This window comes from Exiguobacterium sp. FD-YE-25-4 (genome assembly GCF_057004685.1).
This window is the reverse complement of sequence record NZ_CM168041.1, coordinates 2,880,001-2,904,419: the sequence shown is the minus strand read 5'-3', so window position 1 is coordinate 2,904,419 and position 24,419 is coordinate 2,880,001. Positions and strand designations below refer to the sequence as shown.

General features: G+C 52.5%; 21 protein-coding genes and 2 tRNA genes (1 of these 23 running past the window's edge). All 23 read left to right on the top strand.

What is annotated here, in order from left to right; all coding sequences use genetic code 11:
* The first annotated feature begins 24 nt into the window (after positions 1–24).
* Positions 25–3,549 (top strand): transcription-repair coupling factor, encoded by a 3,525-nt coding sequence (mfd, locus tag AC13H5_RS15025; RefSeq protein ID WP_483546104.1) that lies wholly within the window; start codon positions 25–27, stop codon positions 3,547–3,549.
* Positions 3,533–5,080 (top strand): polysaccharide biosynthesis protein, encoded by a 1,548-nt coding sequence (locus AC13H5_RS15020; protein WP_214797798.1) that lies wholly within the window; start codon positions 3,533–3,535, stop codon positions 5,078–5,080. The genes mfd and AC13H5_RS15020 overlap by 17 nt, the downstream gene beginning before the upstream one ends.
* 1 nt (position 5,081) lies before the next feature.
* Positions 5,082–6,497, top strand: a complete 1,416-nt coding sequence (yabN, locus tag AC13H5_RS15015) for a bifunctional methyltransferase/pyrophosphohydrolase YabN (RefSeq protein WP_214755094.1) — start codon at positions 5,082–5,084, stop codon at positions 6,495–6,497.
* On the top strand, positions 6,494–6,766 hold the full coding sequence (locus AC13H5_RS15010) for an RNA-binding S4 domain-containing protein (RefSeq protein ID WP_021065741.1): 273 nt from the start codon (positions 6,494–6,496) through the stop codon (positions 6,764–6,766). Before yabN ends, AC13H5_RS15010 begins: the two co-directional genes overlap by 4 nt.
* 45 nt (positions 6,767–6,811) lie before the next feature.
* Positions 6,812–7,186: an FtsB family cell division protein gene (locus AC13H5_RS15005; RefSeq protein WP_034781803.1), complete on the top strand. Its 375-nt coding sequence runs from the start codon at positions 6,812–6,814 to the stop codon at positions 7,184–7,186.
* A 74-nt stretch (positions 7,187–7,260) separates the two neighbouring features.
* Complete coding sequence (locus AC13H5_RS15000; protein ID WP_034781804.1) at positions 7,261–7,797, top strand: S1 domain-containing RNA-binding protein; 537 nt, start codon at positions 7,261–7,263, stop codon at positions 7,795–7,797.
* Positions 7,798–7,992: 195 nt separating this feature from the next.
* Complete coding sequence (locus AC13H5_RS14995; RefSeq protein WP_483546103.1) at positions 7,993–10,395, top strand: YhgE/Pip family protein; 2,403 nt, start codon at positions 7,993–7,995, stop codon at positions 10,393–10,395.
* A gap of 142 nt (positions 10,396–10,537) precedes the next feature.
* Positions 10,538–10,614, top strand: a tRNA-Met gene (locus tag AC13H5_RS14990).
* A gap of 9 nt (positions 10,615–10,623) precedes the next feature.
* Positions 10,624–10,695, top strand: a tRNA-Glu gene (locus AC13H5_RS14985).
* 68 nt (positions 10,696–10,763) lie between these two features.
* Positions 10,764–11,993, top strand: coding sequence for a tRNA lysidine(34) synthetase TilS (tilS, locus tag AC13H5_RS14980; protein ID WP_483546102.1), 1,230 nt, complete (start codon positions 10,764–10,766; stop codon positions 11,991–11,993).
* 35 nt (positions 11,994–12,028) lie between these two features.
* Positions 12,029–12,574 carry a hypoxanthine phosphoribosyltransferase gene (gene hpt, locus AC13H5_RS14975; RefSeq protein ID WP_021068188.1) on the top strand — a complete coding sequence of 182 codons (546 nt, stop codon included), beginning with the start codon at positions 12,029–12,031 and terminating at the stop codon, positions 12,572–12,574.
* A gap of 105 nt (positions 12,575–12,679) precedes the next feature.
* On the top strand, positions 12,680–14,707 hold the full coding sequence (gene ftsH, locus AC13H5_RS14970) for an ATP-dependent zinc metalloprotease FtsH (RefSeq protein ID WP_034781808.1): 2,028 nt from the start codon (positions 12,680–12,682) through the stop codon (positions 14,705–14,707).
* A gap of 94 nt (positions 14,708–14,801) precedes the next feature.
* On the top strand, positions 14,802–15,566 hold the full coding sequence (locus AC13H5_RS14965; RefSeq protein WP_021068190.1) for a type III pantothenate kinase: 765 nt from the start codon (positions 14,802–14,804) through the stop codon (positions 15,564–15,566).
* Positions 15,567–15,586: 20 nt separating this feature from the next.
* Positions 15,587–16,513: an Hsp33 family molecular chaperone HslO gene (gene hslO, locus AC13H5_RS14960; RefSeq protein ID WP_051627654.1), complete on the top strand. Its 927-nt coding sequence runs from the start codon at positions 15,587–15,589 to the stop codon at positions 16,511–16,513.
* 86 nt (positions 16,514–16,599) lie between these two features.
* Positions 16,600–17,553 carry a cysteine synthase A gene (gene cysK / locus AC13H5_RS14955; RefSeq protein ID WP_021068192.1) on the top strand — a complete coding sequence of 318 codons (954 nt, stop codon included), beginning with the start codon at positions 16,600–16,602 and terminating at the stop codon, positions 17,551–17,553.
* Between the two features lie 94 nt (positions 17,554–17,647).
* The gene (locus AC13H5_RS14950) at positions 17,648–19,027 is read left to right on the top strand and encodes an anthranilate synthase component I family protein (protein WP_214797801.1); all 1,380 of its coding nucleotides are present in this window, start codon (positions 17,648–17,650) and stop codon (positions 19,025–19,027) included.
* A complete protein-coding gene (gene pabA, locus AC13H5_RS14945; RefSeq protein WP_215192826.1) occupies positions 19,024–19,608 on the top strand; it encodes an aminodeoxychorismate/anthranilate synthase component II in 585 nt (194 codons plus the stop codon). Before AC13H5_RS14950 ends, pabA begins: the two co-directional genes overlap by 4 nt.
* Positions 19,592–20,422, top strand: coding sequence for an aminotransferase class IV (locus AC13H5_RS14940; protein ID WP_058765122.1), 831 nt, complete (start codon positions 19,592–19,594; stop codon positions 20,420–20,422). Before pabA ends, AC13H5_RS14940 begins: the two co-directional genes overlap by 17 nt.
* Positions 20,419–21,204 carry a dihydropteroate synthase gene (gene folP / locus AC13H5_RS14935; RefSeq protein WP_021068196.1) on the top strand — a complete coding sequence of 262 codons (786 nt, stop codon included), beginning with the start codon at positions 20,419–20,421 and terminating at the stop codon, positions 21,202–21,204. The genes AC13H5_RS14940 and folP overlap by 4 nt, the downstream gene beginning before the upstream one ends.
* Positions 21,197–21,562, top strand: a complete 366-nt coding sequence (gene folB, locus AC13H5_RS14930; protein ID WP_034781816.1) for a dihydroneopterin aldolase — start codon at positions 21,197–21,199, stop codon at positions 21,560–21,562. The genes folP and folB overlap by 8 nt, the downstream gene beginning before the upstream one ends.
* Entirely contained in the window at positions 21,559–22,062 is a 504-nt protein-coding gene (folK, locus tag AC13H5_RS14925; RefSeq protein ID WP_215190758.1) for a 2-amino-4-hydroxy-6-hydroxymethyldihydropteridine diphosphokinase, read from the top strand. Before folB ends, folK begins: the two co-directional genes overlap by 4 nt.
* 79 nt (positions 22,063–22,141) lie before the next feature.
* Positions 22,142–23,080, top strand: coding sequence for a tRNA dihydrouridine synthase DusB (dusB, locus tag AC13H5_RS14920; RefSeq protein WP_483546566.1), 939 nt, complete (start codon positions 22,142–22,144; stop codon positions 23,078–23,080).
* A gap of 149 nt (positions 23,081–23,229) precedes the next feature.
* Positions 23,230–24,419, top strand: the 5' portion of a protein-coding gene (lysS, locus tag AC13H5_RS14915) for a lysine--tRNA ligase (RefSeq protein ID WP_021068200.1). Its footprint extends 301 nt past the window's final position; 1,190 of the gene's 1,491 nt are visible here — the first part of the coding sequence; it begins with the start codon at positions 23,230–23,232; the stop codon falls past the right edge of the window.

Here is a 24,419-nt window from a genome sequence, read left to right as displayed (position 1 = left end):
TCGTATGAGGTGGAGGAAATCAAAATGAATGCTTTAGAGAAATTCATGTTGGCATTGCCTGAGACGAATGTGATTCGGGAGCGGTTGCCAAAAGTTGATCGTCAACTCGTCACCGGATTGACGACGAGTGCCAAAGCGCTCGTGTTGGCAGGTTTGGCGAAAAATTCGCCCCGACGTCTCGTGGTCGTCACACATAACATGTACCAAGCCCAAAAAATGTACGATCAGCTCGAGTCGCTCGTCGGCCCGAGTCAAACATTGCTTTATCCGATCGATGAGACGCTCGCTGGAGAACTGTCACTCACATCGAGCCCAGAACTTCTTGCCGCACGGATTGAAGCTCGAACACGTCTCCTTGACGAAACGGGAGGCGTCCTTGTCGTGCCACTCGGTGGGTTACGTCGCTTTATCCCGAGCCCGACGGACTGGCGGACAAGCCATCGAGTCATCAAACCAGGTCAAGAGCTTGATTTGAAGCCGTTTGCTGAGACGCTGATCACGCTCGGATATGAACGAACGGCTACCGTCACCGCACCGGGTGAATTCTCCGTCCGCGGCAGCATTTTAGATGTCTATCCGCTCACGGAGGCGCGTCCGTATCGCATCGATTTGTTCGACACCGAGGTCGATTCGATTTTTACGTTTGATGCTGAGACACAACGCTCACTAGGGGTCGTCGCCGAAGCGGTCATTCCCCCGGCGACCGAGTTTATCGCTTCGACAGAACAATTGAAAAAAGCTGGACAGGCACTCGAACGTCAATATGATCGGACGCTCTCGTTGATTGAGACGGAGACGATTCGTCAAGCACTTGAGGACGGGATTGCCCGGGACATCGAACAGTTCGGTCGAGGTGAGGCGCCCGAAAAAGTTGGAAAGTACACGCCGCTGCTATATAGCTCGACACTCCTCGACTATGTCGGACCGGATGCTGTCTTGATTTTAGATGAAGTGGCCCGGATTGAAGACGCCGCCGATGTGCAAGATCGCGAGGAAGCCGAATGGTTCTCGTCGCTCATCGAACGCGGGGAATCCGTCAGCAACTATACGCTTGCCGTTCCGATGCATAAAGTGTTTCGTGATTTGAAGCAAGTGGCGTTCTCGCTCCTCCCGTCGAGACGGTCGGGGATTCCGGAAACGAACACGGTCCACCTCAGTTGCCGTCCGCTCCCGGCGTTTCACGGGCAGATGCACTTGCTGAAGCAAGAAGTCGAACGTTGGCAACAAGGTGACCATCGTCTCGTCTTCTTAGCAGGGGATCAAACGCGGGCCGACAAGGTGGTAGCATTGCTTGAAGACTATGGCATCTCGTCAACGTTCACAAATGTGGACGGCGAGTTGTTGCCGCGTCACGTCCACGTCATGATTGGACAAATCGAGGGCGGATTCGAGCTCTCGACGAGTCGCCTCGTCGTCGTCTCCGAAGAAGAGCTGTTCAAACGCGTCACGAAGCGGAAACGACAGACGAAGAATTTGACGAACGCCGAACGGATTAAAAGTTATCAAGAGTTGAAGCCGAACGACCACGTCGTCCACATCCATCACGGGATCGGGAAATACCTAGGCATCAAAACGATTGAAGTCGGCGGCATTCATCAAGACTACTTACATCTCGTCTATGCCGGTGACGATGCGCTCTACGTCCCGGTCGACCAAATCGATCTCGTCCAAAAGTACGTCGGGGCCGAAGGTAAAGAGCCTAAGATTTATAAACTCGGTGGGACCGAGTGGAAGAAGGTCAAATCGAAAGTCGCCAAATCGGTCGAAGATATCGCCGACGAGCTGATCAAGTTGTATGCGGCGCGGGAAGCGTCCGTCGGTTATGCGTTCCCAGGTGATGACGAAGAGATGAGTCAGTTTGAAAGCTCGTTCCCGTATGCGGAGACAGAAGACCAGGTCCGTTCCATCGCCGAAATCAAAGCCGATATGGAACGATCACGGCCAATGGACCGTCTCCTTTGTGGCGATGTCGGTTACGGAAAGACGGAAGTGGCGATTCGAGCCGCGTTCAAAGCTGTGCTCGCTGGGAAGCAAGTCGCGTTCCTCGTGCCGACGACCGTACTCGCACAACAGCACTACGAGACGATGCTCGAACGGTTCAGTGAGTTTCCAATCAACGTCTCCGTCATGAGCCGCTTCCGCTCGAAAAGCGAGATGGCGGCGACGAAAAAAGGCTTGAAAGAAGGGACGATTGACGTCGTCGTCGGGACGCACCGCGTCTTGTCGAAAGATGTGACGTTCGCCGACCTCGGACTCGTCATCATCGATGAAGAGCAACGTTTCGGGGTTAAGCATAAAGAACGGCTCAAACAGTTGAAGACAAATATCGACGTCTTGACGCTGACGGCGACACCAATCCCGCGGACGCTCCACATGTCGATGATTGGGATTCGGGACTTGTCAGTGCTTGAGACACCGCCGGAGAACCGCTACCCGGTGCAGACGTACGTCATGGAATACGACGGTATCGTCTTGCGTGAGGCACTCGAGCGTGAACTCGCGCGAGGCGGGCAGGCGTTCTTCCTCTATAACCGGGTCGAAGGAATCGAGCGGAAGGCTGAAGAGATTCGCGCTTTGTTACCGGAAGCACGCATTGCGACGGCACACGGTCGGATGACCGAGACTGAACTCGAGAGCCAGCTTATCAGCTTCCTCGAAGGAGAGGCCGACGTGCTCGTCTCGACGACGATCATCGAGACCGGCATCGATATTCCGAACGTGAACACGCTCATCGTCCACGATGCGGACAAGATGGGGCTGTCACAGTTGTACCAGTTGCGCGGTCGTGTCGGTCGTTCCAACCGAATCGCCTACGCCTACTTCACGTATCGGAAAGATAAACGCTTAACCGAGGTCGCGGAGAGCCGGCTACAGGCCATCAAGGAGTTCACGGAGCTCGGGAGCGGGTTCAAGATTGCGATGCGCGACTTATCGATTCGCGGTGCCGGCAATCTGCTCGGGGCCCAACAGTCCGGGTTCATCGATTCGGTCGGATTCGACTTATACTCGCAAATGTTGTCCGAAGCCATCGAAGAACGGAAAGACCGGATGCGCGGCCAGGCGAAACAAGTCGTCTTCAAACCGGAGATTGCGTTCCAAGCGGACGCGTATATCCCGGACGAGTATTTGTCAGACAGCGAATTGAAAATCGAGATGTACAAACGCTTCAAATATGTCGATACACCAGAGGCGCTGTTCGCCCTCCAAGACGAGTTGATCGAACGGTTCGGGGAATTCCCGGAGCCTGTCGCCCTCCTCATCCAACTGACGCGTCTGCGCATTTATGGGGAAATGGCGAAAGTGGCCCGCATCAAACAGACGCCGGGTCGCATTGAGATGGTATTGTCGCTCGAATCGACGACAGCGCTCGACGTGCCGTCGTTCATGGAGTGGACGATGCCGCTCGGTCGGAAACTTGGCGTCGGTCAAGACAACGGTGCTCTCAAGTTGTCGCTTAGCGGCAGGATGCCGGTCATCGAACTGTTGAACGATGCCGATACGGTACTTGAGGAGCTTGTGAAGAGGTTGGCCCATGCGGTCGCCAAGTAAATTTGCGACCGGGGTCATCTTATTTGCGCTTGCGGGCTATCTTTCAAAATTCATCAGCTTCGCTTATCGGGTCCCGTACCAAAACATCGCGGGAGACTTTGGCTTATACGCCTATCAGACGGTATACCCGTTTGCTGCGATCGTCGCCTCGCTCGGCATGTATGCGATGCCGGTCGTGATTGCGAAAATTGGTGTCGGGGCCCAAGGGCCGAGACGCAAGCTCGAGGTGTTGTGGGGGAGTTTTTATGTCTTACTCGGCCTCGGCTTCGCCCTTGTCGTCGCGATGTGGATGCTCGCACCGGCGATTGCCCGTCTTCTCGGTGACATGCAGCTCGCACCGACGTTACGCGTGATCAGCCTCAGCTATTTGCTTATGCCCGCGTTGGCGGTGCTCCGCGGTTCGTTCCAATCGGTCGATGACTTAAGGCCAAGCGCCATCTCGCAAGTGCTCGAGAACCTTGTCCGTGTCACAGTTCTGCTCGTCGCTCTGTTGATTGGCGTCCGCTTTGGACAAGACGCCTATACGCTGAGCCGGTACGCGTACGCGGCGACGCTCGTCGGAGGTGTGGTTGCGATTATCATCTTATCGTTATGGGCGAAGAAGCTGCGGGTCGTCCCGGTCCAACGTGCGACGTTGCGGTCTGTCCTTCGGATTTTACTGACGACCGGCTTTGCCGTTGGCTTCGCCTCGCTCGGGATTTTATGGATGCAACTCGTCGACTCGTTCACGATTGTCAATCTAATGGGTGGGGACTACGCCGCGAAAGTCGGGAAAGGGGTATTTGACCGAGGTTATCCGCTCGTTCAATTTGCGATTCTTTTCACGACGGCTCTCGGGATGGCGAACGTGCCAAATTTGGTGCGCCATTACCGGGCTGGTCGTGTCGAGGCGACGTCATCCGGACTCAGCTCGATGATCCGTGTGACGACGACAGTCGCCGCAGCGGCGACCATCGGCTTGATGGGTGTCATGCTTCCATTAAACATTGCCTTATTCGAAAATGCCGCTGGGACAATGGCACTCGTTCTGTTGGCGACAAGTACGTTTGCTGCTTCGCTTGCCGTGGCGAGTATGACGTGCCTACAGGCGATTGACCGGGAACGGACGGCCGCTGTCGGTATGATCCTCGCGATCGGTGTCAAACTCGTCAGCAATCTGTGGCTCGTCCCTCCCTATGGCATCGAAGGGGCTGCCCTCGGGACATCCCTTGCCTTTTTAACGATGGCCGCCTTCAATTTCAATCGGCTCGATCAAATCATTCCGCTTGGCATGCTCCGATTTCGACACTATGGGCGTCTCGTCAAAACGGTGGCGCCAATGGGGGGTGTCTTGTTCGGTTTGAATGTCATCATAATGAACTGGCTGCCAAATCGTCTCGATGCTCTCGCTTGGCTCGGCTTTATGCTCGTAGTCGGGGCTGGCAGTTATGTCTGGCGGTTATGGAAAGAACAAATCTTGACGATAGACGAGTGGGAAATGATCCCGTTCGGAGGTCGTCTCATCAATCTGCTAGAGAAAAAGGAGAACTGATATGAGTTACGGAATTACGGTCGTCGGCCTCGGGTCCGGCGAACTCGAGCAATTGCCGCTCGGTGTCTATCGTCATTTGAAACAGCAACCTCTCGTTTGGTTGCGTACGAAAGAACATCCGGTCGTTCAAGAGCTGGAGACGGAAGGGGTCCACTTTGAATCGTTCGACTCGATTTACGAGTCGTGCGATACGTTTGAGGAAGTGTATGCCAAAATCGTTGAGACGTTGCTCGACAAGAGTGAGGAGTTGGCCATCACCTATGCTGTACCAGGTCATCCGTTCGTAGCGGAGCGGACCGTCGAACTGCTCGTCGAGCAAGGTGCGGACGTCACGTTTCTCGGCGGTCAGAGCTTTTTGGACGCCATGTTCCAAGCCCTGCGCATCGATCCGATTAACGGCTTCCAATTGCTTGATGCGACCGCGCTCGATGTGGAACGGATTCAAGTGACCCAACATGTGTTGATTGGCCAAGTGTATGATGGGTTCGTGGCCGGAGACGTGAAAGTCCAGTTGATGGAACGTTATCCAGATGAGCACATCGTTAAACTCGTGACGGCCGCCGGGACGAAACGCGAGCGGGTCAGTGAAATCCCGCTCTACGAGATGGACCGCGTGGCAGAAGTCGACAACTTGACGACGCTCTATGTGCCGCCGCTCATGGATGAGACGCATTTGGCGCGCGAGTTTTCGACGTTGAAGCATATTATTGCGACGCTCCGTGGACCGGACGGGTGCCCATGGGATCGGAAGCAGACGCACGAGTCGCTCCGCAAATATTTGCTTGAAGAAGCGTACGAATTGATTGAAGCGATCGACGCGGAAGACGATGATGCGATTGTAGAAGAGCTCGGTGACGTTTTGCTCCAAGTCATGCTCCACGCCCAAATCGGGGCGGACGAAGGCTATTTCGATATCCGGGACGTCATTGGCGCCGTCAGCGAGAAGATGGTCCGCCGTCACCCCCACGTGTTCGGTGACGTGACAGTAAACGATGCCGATGACGTCGTGACGAATTGGAATGCGATTAAACAAGTGGAAAAAGGGGAAAAAAGAAAATCGCAGCTAGATGGTGTCCTCATGACTCAACCCGGGTTGATGCGGGCCGAGCAGTTGCAGAAAAAAGCTGCACAAGTCGGTTTCGAATGGGACGATGTTCAAGGTGCGTTCGAGAAGTTGGAAGAAGAACTCCGCGAGTGGAGAAGTCAGCCGGAAGATGAACGAGAACTTGGCGATGTCCTGTTCTCAATCGTCAACGTGGCGCGCTATTTCAAGTTGAACGCTGAGCAGGCGCTCGAACGGACCAACCAAAAATTTAAGAGACGATTCGAATACATTGAAGCGAACGGCTCCCTCGACGAGATGACGCTCGACGAGATGGATCGGCTCTGGGATGAAGCGAAGGAGAAGGGATTATGAGATTAGACAAGTTTTTGAAAGTATCCCGTTTGATTAAACGGCGCACATTGGCGAAAGAAGTCGCCGACCAAGGCCGAATTCAGTTGAACGGACAAGTGGCGAAAGCGAGCACGGACGTCAAAGTCGGTGACGAGTTGCAAATTCGCTTCGGAAACAAGCTCGTCACGGTTGTCATCGACTCGATTGCCGAGCATGCTCGAAAAGAGGACGCGAAAGAAATGTACCGCTTGCTCAAAGAAGAAAAGGTGAACAGTGGTACGGAAGCGTAAAAAAAAGGTATACTGAACGTAACAGGACAGGAGGAAGGTGATTCGATGAATGGACGTAACCCGATGGAACGCAAACAGCGGATTCGGGCTCTTGATGAACGAAGAGAACAGCTGGAAAAAGAACAGAACCGGCAACGTATCCATCTTCGACGCCGCCTGGCTGCAGCCTCGCTTCTCTTTTTGTTGATGATTGTCTTCATCGGTCAGAGTTACTTCTCGAAAGTCGGATATGTGTCCGAGCAAGAACGGAAACAAAATGAAGCGCAAGTCGAACTTCGGGAAACGAAGGATGAACAGTCAGAACTAAAAGAGCAGGTCGAGCGTTTACAAGACGAAGAATACATCGCCAATCTAGCGCGCAACGAGTTGTTGTTCTCGAAAGATGGCGAGATTATTTTTTACTTCTCACCAGAGGAATAAGTGGGTTCGTTGACCGTTGACGAATCGACTCGTATAATTGTAGGGAATCAATCAAAAAAGGAGTACATTATTTTATGTCAATTGAAGTAGGAAGCAAGGTACAAGGTAAGGTTACAGGGATTACGCATTTCGGAGCGTTCGTAGAGCTTCCAAATGGCAAAACGGGTTTGGTGCACATCAGTGAAGTGGCAGATTCTTACGTCAAAGACATCAACGAGGTTCTAACGGTCGGTCAAGAAGTGACGGTCAAAATCTTGAACGTCGAAAACGATGGCAAAATCGGGTTGTCTATCAAAAAGGCCGTCGATCGTCCTGTCAGTGAACGCCCAGAGCGCCCAGCCGGCGAGCGTTTCTCTCGTGGCCCACGCCCAGGCGGCCCGGGTCAAGGCGGCCCACGCCCAGGTGGTCCAGGACAAGGTGGCCCACGCGGTGGCGGCGGTCCTCGCGGTGGCGGTCCACGTGGTGGCGGCGGACGTCGTGAAGTACGCCGTGAACCAGAAACGTTCGATACGTTGATGAGCAAGTTCTTGAAAGATAGCGACGAGCGCTTGACAACGTTAAAACGTCAAACCGACTCAAAACGCGGTGGACGTGGAGCCAAGCGCGGGTAACCCTTCGTAAACCATCAGCTTCTACTCGTAACAATAAAGACGACGAACCACAGACTGTCACAGTCTGTGGTTTTTTGTCGTCTATTTTTTTGTTATGAAAAATAACTAAAAAGGGTTGCATTTTTGAAAGGAAGCGAGCACAATAGGGAACATGAAAAAATAGTTATGTTTTATAAGTGAAAGGTGAGAGTTGAAATGAATGGATGGAAACTGTGGACAGCAGAATGGCGCAGTATCGGGAAAGATCGACGGGTATGGATTCCGATTCTCGCGGTCGCGCTCGTGCCGCTCATGTATGCCGGGATGTTTTTATGGGCGTTTTGGGACCCGTATGGACAAATGGAAGACTTGCCGGTGGCACTCGTGAACGAGGACCAGGGTGCAACGTTCGATGGGGAACAACTGACTATCGGTGATGAACTCGTGGAGAAATTAATGACATCTGATGCGTTCGAATTTGTCGAGACGACAAAACGAGAGGCTGAGTCAGGATTGGACGACCATGACTATTACATGGCGATTGAGATCCCGGCGGATTTCTCGGAAAAAGCGACGACCGCGCTCGATAAAGAGCCGGAGAAGCTCGAACTGAAATACATCGCCAATGAGTCGTATAACTTTTTAGCGGCTCAAATCGGAGGTTCGGCGATGGAACAAGTGAAAGGCGAACTATCGACCGAGGTCGCCAAACAGTACGTCAGCGCGATGCGTGACGGAATTCAAGATGCCGCTTCTGGGCTCGATGACGCCGCAACCGGGGCCGCGAAACTAGCAGACGGTTCGAAGACGGCCGAGAACGGCGCGACCGAGTTGGCCGACGGGACTGCGCTGCTCGCTTCGAAACAACAGGAGTTGGCCGACGGAGCGAGTCAATTGAATAAAGGTGTCGCGCAACTCGAGGCAGGGACGACCGAGTTGGCGAACGGAAGCCGACAAGTACATGATGGCAGTGCCGCCTTATCGGACGGGGCTCGTCAAGTAAATGACGGGGCGTCCGCCCTTCAAGACGGGACGAACCAACTCGTCGAAGGGACAGATACATTCGCTTCGAAGTTGGAGGAATTGCACAGCGGGACGGCTTCTCTCAATCAAGGCGTTCAACAACTCGCGGCCGGGATTCAGCGCTCGAAGGACGGCAGTGTTCAACTAAGCGCCGGTTCGAATGAGTTGGCGGCCGCGATGACAGCGGCGAAAGAAGGCAATGCTGCTCTATTGGCAGGTGAGACGGAACTCATGGCCGGAATCGGTCGGATGAAGACGGAGATGTTGGCCAGCCAAGACCAGTTGATCACCCAGCTGGCAGCACTCGCCGAGGCAGGACAACCTGCTTCACCAGAGATGCTACAGGCAATCGTAGCCCAATTGGCGGAAGGTCAAACAGCGACCGCAGCCGGGTTCGATGAACTGGCAGCGGGAGCGACGCGTGTGAAAGAAGGACAGGCCGCGCTCGGTGACGGATTGACGCAAGCAGAGGCCGGTGCCAATGAACTTGCTTCGGGACTGGTGACGTTACGTGACGGACAAGCCGAGCTCGCAAGCGGGGCACAGGCGTTGGCGGATGGGTCGACACAAGTGGAACAAGGGGCTCAAACGGCCGCTACGAGTTCGAAAGAGCTGGCTGCCGCGAGCAACCGAATAAATGCCGGGGTCGGAGAGTTGAAAGACGGGACGTCCGAACTTGCGACCGGTAGTGACCGTCTGACCGAAGCGACAGGAGCTCTTTCAGAAGGAAGTTCAAAACTCGCGGACGGAGCGAAGAGTGCGGGTGACGGAACGGACACACTTGCGGACGGCGCTGTACGTTTGGCAGAGGGCGGTAAAGACCTTCAGTCAGGTAGCGACCAGCTCGCAGACGGAGTGTCCGAACTTGCGGCTGGCAACAGCAAGTTACGGGACGCGCTCGCCGATGGGGCCGAAGCAGCCGCAATCGACATTCGAGACGATAACGTTGACATGATGGCCGGACCGGTCACAGTCGTCAACGACTCGATTCATAAGGTGCCGAACTACGGAACGGGCTTTGCACCGTATTTCATGTCACTCGGTCTATTCGTCGGGGCGCTCTTGCTCTCGATCGTCTACCCGCTGTACGATCCGGCTGGTAAGCCGAAACGGAGCCTGTCGTGGCTCGTCTCGAAATCGGGTGTCCTACTCGTGGTCGGCTTTGTTCAAGCGCTTGTCTTAGATGTGGCGATGGTCATGCTACTCGGACTTGAAGTCGAGGCACCGCTGCAGTTCTTCGGATTCAGTTGGCTCGTCAGCATCACTTTCTTGTTGATCGTACAACTGCTCGTCACGACACTCGGGAACCCAGGTCGTTTCGTGGCCATCGTCCTATTGATCCTGCAACTGACGACGTCGGCCGGAACGTTCCCGCTCGAACTCATTCCGAGCGCGTTACAACCATTCAACGCCTGGTTGCCGATGACGTATACGGTTGCTGGCTATAAAGAGATTTTGTCAGCGGACGGTTGGAGTTATTTGCAACAAGCCATCGTATATCTAGCGTTTGTATCGGCTATTTGTTTCTTCTTGCTTTGGGGTTATTTCCACATTGCCTGGAAGAAAAAATATCGGCTGACGACGTCAGAAGCGTGATGCACAACGAACTGAAAATCGTGTATAGTGGATAAGACGACACTATACACGATTTTTTTGTAAAAAAACTTTTAAAAAAGAATTGACACTGGCGTGGGTACTGGTTATTATAGAAAATGTGCTTAGGACACAACAATAACATGGCGGTGTAGCTCAGCTGGCTAGAGCGTACGGTTCATACCCGTGAGGTCGTGGGTTCGACTCCCTCCGCCGCTACCATTTTATTTAGGCCCGTTGGTCAAGCGGTTAAGACACCGCCCTTTCACGGCGGTAACACGGGTTCGAATCCCGTACGGGTCACTTACCTAAGCGAAAAGAAGCCATCTCACTCGAGATGGCTTCTTTTGTTATATCAAGGAGGGCGACGGATGACGAAAGTATTGATTGCTGTGTCAGGTGGAGTCGATTCGGTCGTCTTGTTAGACCGTGCCGTCCAGAGCGGTCTTGAGATCGGAGTGGTCCACGTCCACCACGGATTGCGTCTCGAGTCGGATGAAGAGTATGAATTTGTGCGACGTCTTGCCGACTCGTACGACGTGCCGTTTCATGGCAAACGGCTCGCTTTCCCGAACGGTGGTTCACAAGCTGCTTACCGGACAGCACGTTATGCATTCTTTGAAGAAGTCATGCGTACGTTCGGATATACACAACTGATGACGGCTCATCATGCGGACGACCAACTCGAGACGGTTCTCATTCAACTACACCGTAACGTCGTCGAAGTAACAGGAATTCCCGAGTGTCGTCCGTTCGCAGGAGGGGAGCTCGTCCGCCCGCTCCTATCGGAAACGAAACGAGAACTGATTGTCTACGCCAATCGACATCGTCTCGAATGGCGAGAAGATGCGAGCAATGCCGAAGCGGATTACTTACGAAACAAGCTGCGGCATCAGCTCGTCCCGCAACTCCTCGCCGCTCGACCGGATCTCGTTTACGTCGTGAGCGAGACGGCAAGGCGTCAGCGCGAACTATGGGACGCTCGTTACCGACGGATGGAGATGTGGATGGATACCTCAGTTCATTTTGAGATGAAAGCGTTTCATGTGAAACTAGACGACGTGCTCGGTTTAGATCGGTTTGAGCGACACGTCGTGGGGCGATTGCTCTCTACTCGATATGGGGTAGAGGTAGGAGAAGCGATGGAACGTCTTCTTGAGAATCCACGAGGGTCAGGACACTTTGATTTAGAAGGTCCGTGGCAACTTCGGAAACAAGGTGGAAACTTGTCATTGCAGACAACCGATCGACCGCTGCCTCTCCCGACTGAACTAGTGGTGACGACGTTCCCAGCATGCGTAACGTTCGGTGAGAGTCGATTTTCACTTGAAATCGTCGAAGAGGCACACGGCATCCCGCTCGAGGCGATCGAGTTGCCGTTGATCATCCGTTCTGTCGAGGCTGGAGACGCAATGAAACTGTCCGTCGGGACGAAAAAAGTCGCCCGCATCTTCATTGACGCGAAGATTCCGCGAGAAAAACGGCCTTTTGTCCCATTGGTAGTTGACGCAACGGGACGGATTATCGCTATAGTAGGGGTAAGAGTTTCCGATTTTCCGGATAAGTCGGGTGCGATGTGCCCACGATTAATGGTAAAATGATGATTGTGTCGGATAAGAAAGAGGAGGATTTTAAGATGTCATTAATGAACGATATGGAGAAAGTACTGATTTCAAGCGAAGAGATTCAAGGTAAAGTGAAAGAACTCGCTACAACACTTAGCGAAGAATATAAAGAAGAGTTCCCACTCCTCGTCTGTGTGTTAAAAGGTGCGATGCCATTCATGTCAGACCTCGTCAAAGAAATGGACATCCATTTAGAAATGGATTTCATGGACGTGTCGACGTACCATGGCGGAACGTCATCGACGGGTGAAGTTAAAATTGAGAAAGATTTAAATACATCTGTAGAAGGACGCGACATCTTGATTGTAGAAGATATCATTGATAGTGGACTCACGCTCGGCTATCTCGTCGACTTGCTCAAGTACCGCAAAGCCAAATCGGTTAAAATCGTGACGCTTCTCGATAAACCGACGGGCCGCAAGAACGGATTGTCGGCAGATTATAGCGGTTTCGTTATTCCGCACGAGTTTGTTGTCGGCTATGGTCTCGATTACGAAGAGAAATATCGTAACCTTCCGTACGTCGGTGTGCTCAAGCCGAGCATTTACGGGGGCTAACGTTTTTCTTTTGAAAATGCGTCGTGTTAAGATAAAAGAAATACCCAAAGTATACACATATACTGAATGGGCGAGAACATCGTTTCTCGGAATAGGAGGCAGAGAATGAATCGTGCAGTGAAAAACACCTTAGTTTTCGGTGTGATTTTCCTAGCCTTGATCTTGTTCCTTCAATATTTACAAAACCCGAATAGCCAGAGCGAGACGCTTACGTATTCGAAGTTCTTGGAATATGTGGAAGAAGGTCGGATTGAAACGGCAACCGTACAAGAAATTCCGGGAGCCATCTCAATTACAGGAGATCTAACAGGAGACGAAGATCAGCGTTTTGAAACGAATATCCCGGCCAACGAGGCCGAATACGCCGAAGTGCTCTCGTCACTTCGCGCGGATACCGACATCCAAATCGAAGAAGCAGAGTCGAGTGGTAGCTGGTTCAGCATCGTATTCGCGATCTTACCGTTCATCATCATCTTCATCTTATTCTTCTTCTTGCTCAACCAAGCCCAAGGTGGCGGTGGTGGCGGTCGTGTGATGAACTTCGGGAAATCGAAGGCGAAATTATACGATCAAGAGAAGCGCCGTGTGACGTTTGAAGACGTTGCCGGAGCGGATGAAGAGAAGCAAGAGCTCATCGAAGTCGTTGAATTCTTGAAAGATCCTCGCAAGTTCTCGAAACTCGGGGCACGGATTCCGAAAGGTGTCTTGCTTGTCGGTCCTCCGGGAACAGGTAAAACATTGCTCGCTCGTGCAGCTGCAGGAGAAGCCGGTGTACCGTTCTTCTCAATCTCAGGTTCTGACTTCGTCGAAATGTTCGTCGGTGTCGGGGCGTCACGTGTACGTGACTTGTTCGAGAATGCGAAAAAGAACGCACCGTGTATCATCTTTATCGATGAAATCGATGCGGTCGGACGTCAACGTGGCGCCGGCCTCGGTGGTGGCCATGACGAGCGTGAACAAACGCTTAACCAACTTCTTGTCGAGATGGATGGATTCAGTGACAACGAAGGCATCATCATGATTGCCGCGACGAACCGTCCGGATATTCTTGACCCGGCCCTTCTTCGCCCAGGCCGTTTTGACCGTCAAATCACGGTTGATCGTCCGGATGTGAAAGGCCGTGAAGCGGTACTCAAAGTTCATGCGCGCAACAAGCCACTTGATTCGACAGTCGACTTGAAGTCGATTGCGCAGCGGACACCTGGATTCTCAGGTGCTGACCTTGAAAACTTATTGAACGAAGCAGCGCTCGTCGCAGCCCGGTCTGACCGTTCAGCGGTATCAGTCGTGGATGTTGAGGAAGCGATTGACCGCGTCATCGCCGGTCCTTCTAAGAAGAGCCGTGTCATCTCGGAGAAAGAACGACAAATCGTCGCCTATCATGAAGCGGGTCATACGATTATCGGGATTGAACTTGAGAATGCAGATGAAGTGCATAAAGTGACGATCGTTCCTCGCGGTAACGCAGGCGGCTATGTCGTCATGCTTCCAAAAGAAGATCGCTACTTCATGACGAAACCTGAGCTTGAAGATAAAATTGTCGGTCTCCTCGGGGGCCGCGTGGCGGAAGACGTCATCTTCGGTGAAGTGTCAACAGGAGCAAGTAATGACTTCCAACGTGCGACTGGTATCGCCCGGAAGATGGTCATGGATTACGGGATGAGCGATAAGCTCGGGCCGCTCCAACTTGGGTCAAACCATGGTGGACAAGTCTTCCTCGGCCGTGACTTCCAAACGGAACAGAACTACTCGGATGCGATTGCACAAGACATCGACCTCGAGATTCGTGATATCATCAACCGTTGTTACGCCAAAGCGAAACAAATCTTGACGGATCGTAAAGACGATCTCGAGCTCGTCGCGAAGACGTTGCTCGAAGTCGAGACGCTCGATTCGAAACAGATTCGTCACTTGATCAAGACGCGCGAATACCTTCCGCACGAACCGGAAGAGCCGTCTGAACCATCGAAAGATGATGCAAGCGACGAAGCGAAGAAAGATGAGGCGGCCGTCAAGCACGGACAAGTCATCGATCAGCCTGGAGTCGTTCAAGAAGCGAAGCCGGACGTTGTCCCTGAAGGTGATAAGCCGGAAGCGACGCCGACGGAACGCCCGAACAACGAATCACGCTAAGTGTAAGAGACGAATGCCCTAAACAAGGCATTCGTCTTTTTTCGTGTTATAATTCGAGCGAACTGTAATTGACAACAAAGTGAGGAACGCTATCATGATTTTAGTGATTGATGTTGGGAATACAAATATTGTCCTTGGGATGTATGACGGCGAGACGCTCGTCCATCATTGGCGCATCTCGACCGACCGCACGAAAACGACCGATGAATACGGCATGCTCGTGAAATCGCTGTTCGATCATTCGAACGTTTCGTTCGATCAGATTGACGGCGTGATTCTATCTTCGGTCGTCCCACCGGTCATCTTTCCGCTCGAGCAGATGTCGCAACGTTATTTCAACGTCCGGCCAATCGTCGTCGGTCCCGGCGTGAAAACCGGTCTCGACATTCATGTCGACAATCCGCGCGAAGTCGGAGCGGACCGCATCGTTAACGCGGTCGCTGGAATCGCCAAGTATGATGGGCCGCTCATCATCGTCGATTTCGGTACGGCGACGACATACTGCTATATCGATGAGAACCGCCGCTATCACGGAGGAATTATCTCGCCGGGCATCATGATCTCGGTCGAGGCGCTCTACCAACGGGCGGCTAAATTACCTCGTATCGAGCTCGCGACGCCACCTACGGTCGTTGGGAAAAATACAATTCAAGCGATGCAGTCCGGGACGTATTACGGCTATGTCGCACAAGTCGATGGCATTGTCGGCCGCATGAAGCGTGAAGTCGGAGAAGCGACCGTGATCGCCACAGGCGGTCTCGCACGTTTGATTAGCGAGCATGCCGAGACGATTGATGTCGTCGATTCATTTTTAACGCTTGATGGGCTTCGTCTCATCTATGAGCGCAACCAGAAATAAACTTAAAGGAGTTACTCAATATGATTCAACCAGAACAACAAGCATTACTTGACCAAATGAAAGCCGATTACCTCGTCCGTGCCCTCGGGTTCAACGGGGAAGTCCGCGCGTTTGCCGTCCGGACGACGAAAACGATCTTTGAAACGCAACTCCGTCACCAGACGACACCGGTCGCTTCAGCAGCGCTCGGGCGCACGATGACGATCGGGACGATGATCGGTGCGATGCAAAAAGGCGCCGCTCGCGTGACGCTCAAAGTCGAAGGTGATGGACCAATCGGGAAAATCATCGTCGATGCTGATACGGCGGGAGACGTGCGCGGTTACGTGTCACATCCTCGTGTCGAAGGCGGCACGTTCGTGAATGATCACGGTTTGACGAAGCTGAAAGTCGGTGAAGCCGTCGGACGCGGGACGATTTCGGTGATTAAAGACCTCGGTTTAAAAGATTTTGTCGGCGGCTCGTCTGAGATTCAAACGGGTGAGATTAGTGAAGACTTCACGTACTACTTCGCGACGTCAGAACAAGTGCCGTCAGTCGTCGGTGCGGGTGTGCTCGTCCTCCCGGAAGATGAATCGATTCTTGCGGCAGGCGGCATCATCGTTCAATTGATGCCGGATGCGTCAGAAGAGACGATTCAAGCGCTTGAACAGGCACTCAAAACGTTCCCGCCAGTGTCGGTCCTCATCGGAGAAGAGAAGACACCGGAAGAGATGCTCCATATGCTCCTTGGCGACAGCCTCGAAGTGTTGGATCAAAAGCCGGTCCAATTCAATTGCACATGTGGTCGCGACCGTATGGAAAGCGCGATTATCGGGCTCGGTGCCGAAGAGATTCGTCACATGATTGAAGAGGATGGCGGCGCTGAAGCGGTTTGTCACTTCTGTGGCGAGAAATACCACTTCTCGGCGGAACAATTAGAAACGATGAAACAACAAGCACGCTGACCGCTTTGCTCCAAATTGCATATTTTGAATCTGATAGGGTATGATTACAATATCGGAATAGTCGGAATTATGGAGGAGGAAATAAAATGCGTATCGTAGATTCAGTAACAGACTTGATTGGAAAGACACCGATTGTGAAGTTGAATGGATTGACTGGCGCTGAAGATGCCACGGTTTACTTGAAATTGGAGTATATGAACCCGGGGTCTAGCGTAAAAGACCGAATTGCGCTCGCTATGATTGAAGCGGCGGAACGAGAAGGGGTCTTGAAACCAGGAGATACGATTATCGAACCGACCAGTGGGAACACGGGAATCGGTCTCGCCATGGTCAGTGCGGCCAAAGGCTATAAAGCGATTTTGGTCATGCCGGAAACGATGAGCATGGAACGTCGCAATTTGCTTCGTGGCTACGGCGCCGAACTTATTTTGACGCCGGGTCCTGAAGGGATGGGCGGAGCGATTCGCCGTGCGACGGAAGAGGCTGAACAAAACGGTTATTTCCTCCCGCAGCAGTTTAACAATGAAGCCAACCCGAACGTGCACGAGATGACGACGGGACCTGAGATCGTCGACGCATTCGATGCGTCAGGTCTTCAAGTCGATGCGTTCATCGCCGGCGTCGGGACAGGTGGAACGATTACGGGAGCGGGTAAAGTGTTGAAAGCCCACTATCCGAACGTTCAAATCCTAGCGGTTGAACCGGTCGATTCACCGGTCTTGTCGGGCGGTAAACCAGGCCCGCATAAAATCCAAGGCATCGGCGCCGGGTTCATCCCGTCGATTCTCGATACGGAGATTTATGAAGGTGTCCTTCAAATCACGACCGATCAGGCGTTCGAATACGCACGTCTTGCGGCTAAGACGAACGGCGTGCTCGGAGGCATCTCGTCAGGTGCAGCCATCGCTGCCGCTGTCGATACGGCCAAACGTCTCGGCAAAGGGAAAAACGTGCTGGCGATCATCCCGTCAAACGGAGAACGCTACCTCAGCACACCACTCTATCAATTCGATGAAGAATCAGATAGCGTTCGCTCATAAGCAAACGGCAGTTACCGGGAGACAACTTCTTTCGGTAACTGCCTTTTCTTGTGTACAATTAAAGGCATGAATCAGTGGAACGGGGGAATGTGGCGTGAGACAAACAGCGTTCAAAACCATGAGTATGACAAAAGAGAAGATGTACGACACATATATGACATTGACGGAAGGGAAGAAGCACTATGCGTGGTTAGAGAGCGGACGCGTCGGCCGCTATACGATGGCCGGGATTGAGCCGTTCGCTACGCTTCACGTGAAAGATGGGGTCGGGACGTTCATCACCTCTGATGCGACAGAAACGATGCACGGTGCCCCGCTCGACATCGTCGAAACAATTCGGACCCGGTACGCCACCGAGCGGCCAGCAGGTGCTCCCCCATTTTTCGGCGGGATGATCGGTTATGTGAGCTATGATGTAGCCCGTACCCTCGAACGTTTACCACGGCAAGCGGAAGACGATTTGGCAACACCGGACGTTTCATTCTTGTTGTTCGATGAAGTAGCGGTCTTCGATGAAGAAGAGTCGCTTTTATACGTGATGGTCACGGCCGATGAGCAAGCGGAGGCGAAGCTCGAGCGCTTTGCCGCCCTCTGGCGAACAGAATCACATTATGCGTTTCCGCCGCTTACGAGCGGAACGGTCGAGCGATCCCGTTCGCTGTCACAGGATGAATTCGTTGCGGCCGTGCAAAAGATTCAAGACTACATCGTCGAGGGCGATGTGTTCCAAGTGAATTTGAGCGTCCGGCAGTCGGAACCGCTGCTCGCACACCCGCGTCACATCTACGACACGCTCCGGAAAGTGAACCCTTCACCGTATATGGGTTATTTCGTTGACGACTCGCTCACGATGGTGTCGGCTTCACCAGAACTGTTGATTGAAAAACATGGCGCCGCCATCTCGACCCGCCCGATCGCCGGAACGAGACCGCGAGGCCGGGATGAGGCGGAAGATCTGGAACTGGCTCGGACGCTACTCGACAATGAGAAAGAGCGGGCCGAACATGTCATGCTGGTCGACCTGGAACGAAACGACTTGGGCAAAGTCGCGGCTTACGGGACAGTGCATGTCGATGAACTGATGGTCATCGAGAAGTACTCGCACGTCCAACATATCGTCTCGAACGTGCGCGGTCTGATGCGGGACGGCGTATCGGGAGCCGAAGCACTTGGCGCGATGTTCCCGGGCGGCACCATCACCGGGGCGCCGAAAATCCGGACGATGGAAATCATCGAGGAACTCGAACCGGTCCGGCGTGGGATTTACACCGGCTCATACGGCTGGCTTAGTTGGGATGATGACCTCGTGTTCAACATCACGATTCGGACGATGATCGTGAAGGACGGAATCGCCCATGTTCAGGCTGGTGCCGGGATTGTGATCGATTCGGATCCTGAAGCGGAGTACGCCGAATCACTTTCCAAGGCGAAAGCGCTATGGACAGCGAAAGAAATGACGGAGGCGACGGTATGATTTTACTCATCGATAACTATGACTCGTTCACATACAATTTAGTTCAATACTTTGGGGAGCTCGGTGAACAACTCGTCGTCCGTCGTAACGATGACATCACGATCGAGGAAATTGAAGCGCTCGCCCCAAGTTATCTCGTCATTTCGCCTGGTCCGTGTACACCTAACGAGGCAGGTATCAGTATCGACGCGATTCAGGCGTTTGCCGGTCGCATCCCAATTCTTGGCGTCTGTCTTGGACATCAAGCGATTGCTCAAGCGTTCGGCGGAAAAGTCGTTCATGCCGAGCGGCTCATGCATGGCAAGACGTCAGCGATTCAACATGACGGAAACACGCTGTTTAACGGCATCCCGCAACAGACAATCGTGACACGCTACCATTCGCTCGCAGTCGAACGAGACTCGCTGCCATCGTGCTTGCAAGTCACGGCGGAAACGAGCCTTGGAGAGGTCATGGCGCTTCGACATGAAACGTTACCAATTGAAGGGGTCCAGTTTCATCCGGAAGCGATTTTGACAGAACACGGCAAAGACATGATTCGTAATTTCGTCGAGGTGTATCGTCATGTGGCTTTGGCATAACGGCGAACTGCGGGGCAGCTCTGAAGTAACGATTCCGGTGGAAGATCACGGATTTTTATATGGGATGGGCCTGTTCGAGACGTTTCGAACGTTCAATGGCATCCCGTTCTTGTTTGATCTTCACTGGGAACGTCTCGAAAAGAGCTTAGCGGAACTATGGATTGATTTACCGTATACGAAACAAGAGATGGAGCAGGCGATTCAAGACGTCGTTCGTCAAAACGGGACCCCGAACCTGTATGTGCGCTTGAACGTGTCCGCGGGGGTGGCGCCACTTGGACTCTACGACGGACGCTACACTCGTCCAAACGTGACACTGCTCGTCAAGCCGTTACCGGAATCGTTCCAGCCCACGGAAAAACGGCTGGAAGCCATCCCGTTTCCAAGAAGTCGGCCCGAAGCGGCATTCCGCTTAAAATCCCATCATTATATGAACAATATATTAGGGAAGCGCATGCTTGTTGATCGGGAGGCGGAAGGACTGTTCGCCGATGACTCAGGACATGTCGTAGAAGGGCTTGTCTCGAATATCTTCTGGGTCGAAGCTGACCAACTTTGGACGACGCCGCTCGCGACGGGACCTCTGGCTGGGGTCACGCGACGTTGGGTGATGGATACGTTTGATGTGAAGGAACGTGATGTGACGTTTGCGGAACTTACACAGGCAGACGAGATTTGGTTGACCAATTCGGTTCAACAGATTGCTCCGGTCACAGACTATGCCGGGAACAGCTATCCAGGAAAAGACGGGGCAAAATTTAAAGCATGTTGGTCTGTCTTGTTGCATGCGATTGAGAGGGAAGAAACGCGATGACAAAAATCATGGGAATTTTAAATGTGACACCGGATTCGTTTTCGGACGGAGGACGGTATACGGCGCTCGAACAGGCGGTCGCTCACGCCAAGCAACTCGTTCAAGACGGAGCGGACGCGATTGATATCGGCGGGGAATCGACACGGCCGGGAGCCCGGTTCGTCTCGGCGGAAGAAGAAATCGAGCGGGTCGTCCCTGTCATTCGTCAACTGAAGCAAGAGCTCGACGTGCTCATCTCGATCGATACGTACAAACCGGTGGTGGCAAAGGCGGCATTAGAAGCCGGGGCCGATATCATCAATGACGTCTGGGGCTCGAAGTGGGGCGATCAATCGATGGCACAAGTGGCACGGGCGTTTAACGTTCCCATCATCTTGATGCACAATCGCGACAATCGAAATTATGGCCATTTCATTGAGGAGGTCGTCGGTGACTTGTACGAATCGATTGAAATCGCCCAAGCGGCCGGTGTGCCGGATGAGATGATTTGGTTAGACCCGGGAATCGGCTTTGCGAAAGACTATGCGCAAAACATGGAGTTGATGAATCGACTCGACGTGATCACGAACCTCGGTTATCCGGTGTTACTCGGAACGTCGCGGAAATCATTTATCGGGCAAGCGCTTGATTTACCGACCGAAGAACGACTGGAAGGGACACTGGCGACGACGTGTCTAGGCATCATGAAAGGCTGTGCGTGGATTCGGGTCCATGACGTAAGAGAGAATAAACGAGCGTCACTCATGATGGACGCGATGCTGGGAGGCGGACAAATTGGATAAGATGTTTGTGAATGGGATGCGTTTCTATGGCTATCACGGTGTGTTTGAAGAAGAGAATCGACTCGGTCAACGGTTTAACATCGATTTAATGTGTGAGTTGGATTTGGCGCCGGCGGGACAATCGGATGATTTATCAGACGGGGTCAGCTACGCCGGTCTCTATCAATTGACGGAAGACATCGTCACCGGGGAGCCAGTCAATCTACTTGAGGCGCTAGGCGAGCGCATCACGACGGCTGTTTTGGCCCACAGCGACAAGATTCAAAGCGTCACCGTCAAAGTGATCAAGCCGGACCCGCCCATCCCGGGTCATTATGACTCAGTCGCAATTGAGATGACACGGAGACGGAACGTATGATGTACGTAGCGCTGGGCTCGAACATTGGGGAGCGTGCCAACTATCTGGCAGAAGCGATTCAAGCGATGGCGGTAAACGGTCTTCAGGTGACGAAAGAGTCATCCGTATATGAGACGGCACCGGTCGGATACACAGATCAGCCATCTTTCTATAATATGGTCGTCGAAGTCGAGCCGGTTCTTTCGGCGGAGGCGGCCTTGCTTCGACTCCAACAGATTGAACGGGACCTAGGGAGAGAGCGGTTATTTAAAAACGGACCGCGTACAATCGACCTTGACATCTTGGTCTATAACAGCGAAGATATACAATCGAAGCAGTTAACTGTTCCGCATCCACGGATGCATGAACGCGCTTTTGTCCTTGCCCCGTTCGCGGAGATTGCTCCGGTGGTCGAGGTAAAGGGAATGACGGTGCGAGCATTACTTGAAGCCCTCCCTGAGTCGGAACGGCAAGATGTCGTCCGTCTCGGACCGTTACAATCATTGGTCAACTCGGTTTAACGTTAGCAAAGGAAGTGGAGAAGTGTCAGGGTTCAAAATTGGTAATATCGATATAAAGAACCGCGCCGTCCTTGCCCCGATGGCCGGAGTGACAAACCCTGCGTTTCGTTTGATCGCTAAAGAATTTGGCGCGGGACTCGTCTGTGCTGAAATGGTCAGCGATAAAGGGATTTTATTGGAGAACGCAAGAACGCTCCGGATGCTCTACGTCGATGAACGGGAAAAGCCGCTCAGCCTTCAGATTTTTGGTGGTTCGAAAGACACACTCGTCAGAGCGGCCCAGTACGTGGATCAAAACACGAATGCGGACATCATTGATATCAATATGGGTTGCCCAGTCCCGAAAGTCACGAAGTGTGAGGCGGGTGCCAAATGGTTGCTTGACCCGGATAAAGTTTATGAGATGGTGAACGCCGTGTCGCAAGCGGTCGATAAGCCGGTCACGGTCAAAATGCGCCTCGGTTGGGACGAAGACCATATTTATATTCTCGACAATGTTCGGGCGGCTCAATCTGGAGGAGCGGCGGCGATTGCGATTCATGGTCGTACGCGGTCTCAACAATATGAAGGAACTGCAAACTGGGATTGGATTGGCGAAGCCAAGAAGATTGCGACGGTTCCGATTATCGGTAACGGCGATATCTCGACACCTCAAGAAGCAAAACATGCGATTGATCACTACGGTGTCGATGCCGTCATGATCGGGCGGGCAGCACTTGGTAACCCATGGATGCTGTATCAAACGGTGCAGTATTTAGAAACGGGTGAACTTCCACCAGAACCAGCGGCGCGTGAAAAAATCGACATCTGTATGTTGCACCTCGATCGCTTGATTGCCATCAAAGGAGAAGTGACGGCCGTTCGCGAGATGCGTCAACATGCAGCTTGGTACTTTAAAGGGTTGAAAGGCAGCGGCCCGGTTCGGAAGCAAATCAACGAAACGGAATCGCGAGATGCTTTTGGCATCGTGTTGTATCATTTTGTGGAACAGCTCGAGCGACAAATGCAAGAAGTGTGAACTAGTGAAAAAAATTGATTTGTGGTAAGCTTGTTTGGCGAAAAAGTGAACCACAAAGAGCGAGCGGCTTAGGCTGTGCTGTTGGCCGTCAGGCTGACAGTTTTTTGTTAGGAACAACCCCCAAAACGTATAGAGGAGTGAATGGAGTAGTGAGTCACGAGTTGGAAATGAATGACCAAATGCAGGTTCGATTTGAAAAAATGACCGAGATGCGTGAGCAAGGGCTTGACCCGTTTGGACGTCGGTTCGAACGTTCTGCCCACGCCGGTGAATTACATGAACAATATGAGGCGATTGAAAAAGAAGCCTTGGCTGAACAAGACGTCGAAGTGACGCTTGCCGGACGAATCATGACGAAACGCGGAAAAGGGAAAGTCTTTTTTGCCCACATCCAAGACGTCACAGGACAAATCCAAATTTACGTTCGTAAAAATGACGTAGGTGACGAACCGTTTGATTTATTCAAATCATCTGACCTTGGAGATATCGTCGGTGTGAAAGGGAAGTTGTTCAAGACGAACGTCGGCGAATTGTCGATTCATGTTGAAGAGTTCGAACTCTTAACAAAAGCACTTCGTCCGCTTCCTGATAAATATCATGGCTTAAAAGATGTGGAGCAACGCTATCGCCAGCGCTACTTGGATTTGATTACGAATAACGATTCGCGTCAAACGTTTATTCTGCGTAGCCGCATCATCTCGGAAATTCGGAATTTCTTGAACCATCGCGGTTACTTGGAAGTCGAAACGCCGATGTTGCATACAATCGCAGGTGGAGCGGCGGCCCGTCCGTTCTTGACGCACCATAATGCACTTGATATGGAACTATATATGCGGATCGCCATCGAGCTTCATTTGAAGCGCTTGATTGTCGGTGGTCTCGAGCGCGTGTATGAGATTGGCCGTGTCTTCCGTAATGAGGGGATTTCAACACGTCATAACCCAGAGTTCACGATGATTGAATTGTATGAAGCGTATGCGGACTATAATGACATCATGGATTTGACGGAAGAACTCGTAGCTCACGTAGCCCAAGAAGTGCTTGGCACGACGGACGTTCAATATGGAGAAGATACGATTCATTTGGCTGTCGGTTGGAAACGTGCGCACATGGTCGATTTGGTTAAAGAAGAAACAGGCGTCGATTTCTGGCAACAGATGTCTGATGAAGATGCACGTGCGCTTGCAAAAGAGCACGGTGTCGAGATTCAAGACCATATGACGTTCGGTCACATCGTCAATGAATTCTTTGAGCAGAAAGTCGAAGAAACATTGTTACAACCGACGTTTGTCACAGGTCACCCTGTCGAAGTATCGCCATTGGCGAAAAAGAACGATAC

What these genes read in the sequence shown, in the direction of transcription:
- mfd (WP_483546104.1), top strand. Translation starts at nt 25, where the DNA reads ATGAATGCTTTAGAGAAATTCATGTTGGCATTGCCTGAGACGAATGTG.
- AC13H5_RS15020 (WP_214797798.1), top strand. Translation starts at nt 3,533, where the DNA reads ATGCGGTCGCCAAGTAAATTTGCGACCGGGGTCATCTTATTTGCGCTT.
- yabN (WP_214755094.1), top strand. Translation starts at nt 5,082, where the DNA reads ATGAGTTACGGAATTACGGTCGTCGGCCTCGGGTCCGGCGAACTCGAG.
- AC13H5_RS15010 (WP_021065741.1), top strand. Translation starts at nt 6,494, where the DNA reads ATGAGATTAGACAAGTTTTTGAAAGTATCCCGTTTGATTAAACGGCGC.
- AC13H5_RS15005 (WP_034781803.1), top strand. Translation starts at nt 6,812, where the DNA reads ATGAATGGACGTAACCCGATGGAACGCAAACAGCGGATTCGGGCTCTT.
- AC13H5_RS15000 (WP_034781804.1), top strand. Translation starts at nt 7,261, where the DNA reads ATGTCAATTGAAGTAGGAAGCAAGGTACAAGGTAAGGTTACAGGGATT.
- AC13H5_RS14995 (WP_483546103.1), top strand. Translation starts at nt 7,993, where the DNA reads ATGAATGGATGGAAACTGTGGACAGCAGAATGGCGCAGTATCGGGAAA.
- tilS (WP_483546102.1), top strand. Translation starts at nt 10,764, where the DNA reads ATGACGAAAGTATTGATTGCTGTGTCAGGTGGAGTCGATTCGGTCGTC.
- hpt (WP_021068188.1), top strand. Translation starts at nt 12,029, where the DNA reads ATGTCATTAATGAACGATATGGAGAAAGTACTGATTTCAAGCGAAGAG.
- ftsH (WP_034781808.1), top strand. Translation starts at nt 12,680, where the DNA reads ATGAATCGTGCAGTGAAAAACACCTTAGTTTTCGGTGTGATTTTCCTA.
- AC13H5_RS14965 (WP_021068190.1), top strand. Translation starts at nt 14,802, where the DNA reads ATGATTTTAGTGATTGATGTTGGGAATACAAATATTGTCCTTGGGATG.
- hslO (WP_051627654.1), top strand. Translation starts at nt 15,587, where the DNA reads ATGATTCAACCAGAACAACAAGCATTACTTGACCAAATGAAAGCCGAT.
- cysK (WP_021068192.1), top strand. Translation starts at nt 16,600, where the DNA reads ATGCGTATCGTAGATTCAGTAACAGACTTGATTGGAAAGACACCGATT.
- pabA (WP_215192826.1), top strand. Translation starts at nt 19,024, where the DNA reads ATGATTTTACTCATCGATAACTATGACTCGTTCACATACAATTTAGTT.
- AC13H5_RS14940 (WP_058765122.1), top strand. Translation starts at nt 19,592, where the DNA reads ATGTGGCTTTGGCATAACGGCGAACTGCGGGGCAGCTCTGAAGTAACG.
- folP (WP_021068196.1), top strand. Translation starts at nt 20,419, where the DNA reads ATGACAAAAATCATGGGAATTTTAAATGTGACACCGGATTCGTTTTCG.
- folK (WP_215190758.1), top strand. Translation starts at nt 21,559, where the DNA reads ATGATGTACGTAGCGCTGGGCTCGAACATTGGGGAGCGTGCCAACTAT.
- dusB (WP_483546566.1), top strand. Translation starts at nt 22,142, where the DNA reads ATGGCCGGAGTGACAAACCCTGCGTTTCGTTTGATCGCTAAAGAATTT.